The 4,368-nt window shown below is 36.4% G+C and carries 6 protein-coding genes; 3 read left to right on the top strand and 3 right to left on the bottom strand.

From position 1 onward, the window contains the following. Window positions 1–102 precede the first annotated feature (102 nt). Window positions 103–942, bottom strand: coding sequence for an NADPH-dependent 7-cyano-7-deazaguanine reductase QueF (gene queF, locus ACSHXM_RS21115; RefSeq protein WP_435692272.1), 840 nt, complete (start codon window positions 940–942; stop codon window positions 103–105). 128 nt (window positions 943–1,070) lie between these two features. Here queF and syd point away from each other — a divergent pair, with 128 nt between their 5' ends. Beyond that, complete coding sequence (gene syd, locus ACSHXM_RS21110) at window positions 1,071–1,634, top strand: SecY-interacting protein (protein ID WP_435692270.1); 564 nt, start codon at window positions 1,071–1,073, stop codon at window positions 1,632–1,634. Window positions 1,635–1,651: 17 nt separating this feature from the next. Here the strand turns inward: syd and ACSHXM_RS21105 are convergent, their stop codons facing one another. Further along, the gene (locus tag ACSHXM_RS21105) at window positions 1,652–1,942 is read right to left on the bottom strand and encodes a hypothetical protein (RefSeq protein WP_435692268.1); all 291 of its coding nucleotides are present in this window, start codon (window positions 1,940–1,942) and stop codon (window positions 1,652–1,654) included. 164 nt (window positions 1,943–2,106) lie between these two features. Here ACSHXM_RS21105 and ACSHXM_RS21100 point away from each other — a divergent pair, with 164 nt between their 5' ends. Beyond that, a complete protein-coding gene (locus ACSHXM_RS21100; protein WP_435692266.1) occupies window positions 2,107–2,475 on the top strand; it encodes a DUF3192 domain-containing protein in 369 nt (122 codons plus the stop codon). Between the two features lie 113 nt (window positions 2,476–2,588). After that, complete coding sequence (locus ACSHXM_RS21095) at window positions 2,589–3,239, top strand: GNAT family N-acetyltransferase (RefSeq protein ID WP_435692264.1); 651 nt, start codon at window positions 2,589–2,591, stop codon at window positions 3,237–3,239. An 859-nt stretch (window positions 3,240–4,098) separates the two neighbouring features. Here ACSHXM_RS21095 and ACSHXM_RS21090 read toward each other — a convergent pair. Next, entirely contained in the window at window positions 4,099–4,368 is a 270-nt protein-coding gene (locus ACSHXM_RS21090) for a DUF3301 domain-containing protein (RefSeq protein ID WP_435692262.1), read from the bottom strand.

The following is a 4,368-nucleotide window of genomic DNA, read 5'->3' as shown; positions in this document are numbered from 1 at the left end:
GTTGAATACTTTGCATATAGCGGTTGGCCTTTTACTGTGAGTGACATCAGTACAGAAAACTGTTTTGATACTTTACCTAATAACTATAGCTATAGGTAATTATTATTGCCTTGCAAGTTTAGTTTCAGGGTAAATATTTTCGAAATTACTTCTAAAAGGATTAATATCTAAACCACCTCTTCGCGTGTACCTGGCATAAACGGAAAGTTTATCGGGTTGGCAATTGTGCATAATGTCACAAAAAATTCGCTCGACACATTGTTCGTGAAATTCATTGTGTTGCCTAAAAGAAATAATATACCGTAACAGACTTTCATGTTGGATTTTGTTTCCTTGGTATTTTATGAATACACTGCCCCAATCAGGCTGATTTGTAATTAAACAGTTGGATTTTAGCAAGTCACTGCTTAACCATTCTTCAACTTTTTCATCAGTAGTTTTAAGTAATGTTGGATTAAGTTGATATTGATTAACTTCTATATCTAACGTGTCTATTGATGTTGAACTAAATTGGTTGACGCTTAGTTGGTTAAATTGAGATGGAGCAAACAGTTCTACTTTCACCTGCTCTTTTGCGCATGCAGACAAATCTTTACATAAAACTCGTGTAACTTCGGTAAAGTCCAAAAAAGTACTTTGATTGAAGCTGTTCAGATACAGTTTAAAAGATTTTGACTCAATTAAATTTTCTGACGTTGCTGGGACTTCGCAACGCAAAATAGCTACCTGAGGTTTTCCTTTGTTATTTAGCCAAGATAATTCGTAGCCGTTCCAGCGATCGCAACCATGAAACGGTAACTCGTTCGTTAGATTTAATTCTTGCCTATTCATACTTCTAGGTACGGCTTGTAATAACTCTGGAGCGTAATTCTCTTTATAATCTGTGTTTTTTCCTAAACTTAAATCATTAAGAATAGCTGATTTATCGATTGAATTAGTCACTGTACTCTCCGTTGCTATGGTGTTTAATTCGTAAGTCTACCTTATGAATTATTATGCAAACACTACAGATATCATTTTTTTAGAATAATGGTACATTAGCCATTATTTGAACGTTAAAGAGAGTTAAATTGAGCCCAGATATCGTGATTGCGCTAGATGATTTTGTGCAAAATTATTTATCACAAGAGCCTTCAAACCCAGAAGCAATGATTGTGAAGTATGATCCCGAGTGGCCTTCAGCTTGTTACCAAAATCAAGGTGAAATAGGCCAAGATGTTAAATGGAAACCAGTATTACGTTCAGAGTTAGCTGATTTTTCGGGGCTTGAAAGTGCATTAGATTTAACACTTCATGATGACATTAAAGCGTTTTATTCTCGATATTGGAGCGAAAACTTAAGTGCCAAAACTGAGAAAGGTTGTCTTCAATTATTGCAAGCTTGGAATCTAGAGGATTTTGAACGCCTGCAACAAAACTTAATTGGGCACATATTGATGAAAAGGCGCTTAAACCAACCGGAAACAATATTTTTTGGATTAACCGATCAAGATGACTTTATTCTTACCATAGATAATAGTTCTGGCCAGGTCATGTTAGAGCAAGTTGGGCTTCACCCAACTGAAGTGCTTGCTCCTACGTTGACTGAATTTATTGCTAGATTGGAGCCAGATTTATCACTGACTTATCTCTAATATTATAAACGCAGGCGTTATTTATCAGCTTTTTGTAATAACGCCAACTCTTGCATGACCTGCTGTAATTGTAATTCTAATTGTTCAACTCTATCTTCCAATGACTTTGCTGGCTTAGGTATTTGATTAGATTGGCTAATCACTTTCTTTTCTTGATTTGGGTTTAATTTCCAATGTTGTAATGCTCTTATTATTTCTGGCATTGATAGTGGGTTAGGGGACTGATTTTTAATTAGAGCGACAGAGGGCTTTTTGCCACTGGCATGAATGTCATGGCATAAGTTAATTATGTAGTCGATATTACTCATGTGTTTGGTCAAAACTCCTATTCTTTCGTCTTTATTGCTAAATCCATTTTAGCAATATTAAAGAGTTAGAGTGCAAGTTTATATAAAACAATTACTTAACATTTTGGCCTTATTTTTGAATTAACGGTGAAATATATTACTCAAAATTAAATAAAAGGAATGTAATGCGTAAAATTTTAACTTTATCTCTCTTAGGTTTGTCTCTTGGTTTATCTGGCTGTGTCATTTCAATAGGTGGTGAATCTGCTCATAGTTATCAATCTGATTGGAAAAATAAAGAGCATAAAAATAGAAAACTTATTGCTAAGCTTACGGCAGATGTAACCTATGAAAGTGTCGTAAACCGGTTTGGTATAGCCGACTTTAATGAGTTTTATAAAGTTGATGCCAGCACTTACCAAGTTTTATATTACCGTACGCAAAAAGTTGATGCAGATGGTATTACTTCTAAAGAAGAATGTACTCCTTTGGTATTTAAAGATGGATATCTGCATGGTTGGGGAGATGACGCGTTTAGCATGATTAGTCACTAGCTACTTGCTTTTTAACAAAAATATTACATTTATTCTTATCTAGCCTAGTTTTAGTGTTAACAATATATCAAGCATGGGGTAGAGTAATAAAAAATTAATTCAAGGTTTCATTAATGAGCGAGCTTCAAGAAGAGTTATTGGCGGATGTGAAAAAGGTAAAGGCAGTTTATTTGGCTGCTGAAGATCTGAAAATAGCAGCGTCTATCTTGTATCTCGCTTATCATGATGATCCATTATTTGTCGATATATTCCAATTTGAAAAAGAGGGATATGAATCGCGTCTTAGGTCGGCTATTCGTGAAGAACTAAACGCTTTTTGGTTGTCAAAACAGCCTATGGTAGGGTTATTTGACGAAGAGCGATTACTTGCTGTTGCTTGTATTATGAGCCCTGATGCTTCATTGGGCCCAAACCGTTTTTGGCATTGGCGACTTAAGATGTTGCTTACTGCAGGTTATTTCGGCACCAAACAGATGGTTGAAAAGGAAACTAAAGTTAGAGAGCATGTCCCTGCTCAGAGATTTCACATGTTATCTTTAATCGGTGTACACCCAGATCAACAAGCTCATGGATTAGGGCACGTTTTAATGAGTGCAATAGATAGCATTGTACTGGAAGATCCTGAGAGTGAAGGCATTGGTATGTACGTTACACTGCCTAAATGTTTATCTTTTTTTGAGGACGGAAATTACTCATTAGTAAAAGAACTGGAAGTAGGGCATATAAAAGGTCATTTAATGTTTAAGCATAGAGAACCTGCTTAAATTTCCGTGTAAGTATAGCTCACATTTTATGTACGACATTTCGTACAAAGATGTAAGTTAAAGCCTCAATTAAGCCATTCTTAAACCTACAAAATATTTAACCTCATGTTTTCTAAGTGTTTTTATTTTCGACTTCAGTAAACCTACATTTTCGCTAAATTTTTTTGCCAATTGGCTATCGCACTATTTTACAAATCATCTATCTTTATATCCGTCACAAGGAAACACGACGAGTCAGGATGACTTAGGGATAGAACAGGAACACTTCTGGATTGAAGTAAAGGTTGCAAGGTAGCGATCTTATATGGATAGGATAAACAAGGAGTGTAGCTCGATAAGGAAATGGGCTTTAATGGAGTAGGGAGCTAAGGATTAGCCTTTGTTTGGATGACAAAGTAAGGAAATGGAAACACATAGATGTGTGGCTTATCAAGGATTCATAAGTGTAAGGGATAAAGGACTCGCTGGTAAGGCGCCTCGTTTGGAAGCGAGATAAAAGGATAAGGGACACACCCAGGAAGGGTGACTTGTTTAGGACAGACAAGTTGAAAGGACAAAGGACACGCTGGTAAGGCGCCTCGTTTGGAAACGAGATAAAAGGATAAGGGACACACTCTGGAAGAGTGACTTGTTTAGGATAAACGAGTTGAAAGGACAAAGGACACGCTCAGGATGAGTGGCTCATCGGGATGAATGAGACAGGAGGGAAGAGTATAGGATATACAAAAGAAGGACTTGCAAAGGATCGCAGAGACGGACCCTCAAAATTCTACGAAAGCGTGATCTGATTTATTCAGAACACGCTTTTTTTTGCTTATCACTTTATCGATTATTTGATTTGCAGAATTGGATAACTAAATTATTCTACTCGGTAAGCAGGAAGCTCGACGTTTAATACATGCAAACCAATCATAATGATTTGACCTTGATAACTATCTTCACCGTTACCTGAAAACTCGAAGGTAAATTCACTTGTAAAGTCTAATTTACCACGGTAGCTAGATATTTTTGTATTATGCCTAGCCACACTAATTAGCTGCAAGTTACGTTGCTCACAATAACTATCTAGATACGTTTTTACAGCCTCAGACGCCGCTCGAAAACGCCAAAAAATGCCTAGGCATAATAT

Source organism: Paraglaciecola sp. (genome assembly GCF_051252315.1).
Lineage (GTDB): Bacteria > Pseudomonadota > Gammaproteobacteria > Enterobacterales > Alteromonadaceae > Paraglaciecola.
Note: the sequence above shows the minus strand (reverse complement) of the source record. Positions and strands in the feature narration are given on the sequence as shown.

Coding starts and splice junctions, on each gene's coding strand:
- ACSHXM_RS21105 (WP_435692268.1), bottom strand. CDS start 1,942: ATGAGTAATATCGACTACATAATTAACTTATGCCATGACATTCATGCC.
- ACSHXM_RS21100 (WP_435692266.1), top strand. CDS start 2,107: ATGCGTAAAATTTTAACTTTATCTCTCTTAGGTTTGTCTCTTGGTTTA.
- ACSHXM_RS21095 (WP_435692264.1), top strand. CDS start 2,589: ATGAGCGAGCTTCAAGAAGAGTTATTGGCGGATGTGAAAAAGGTAAAG.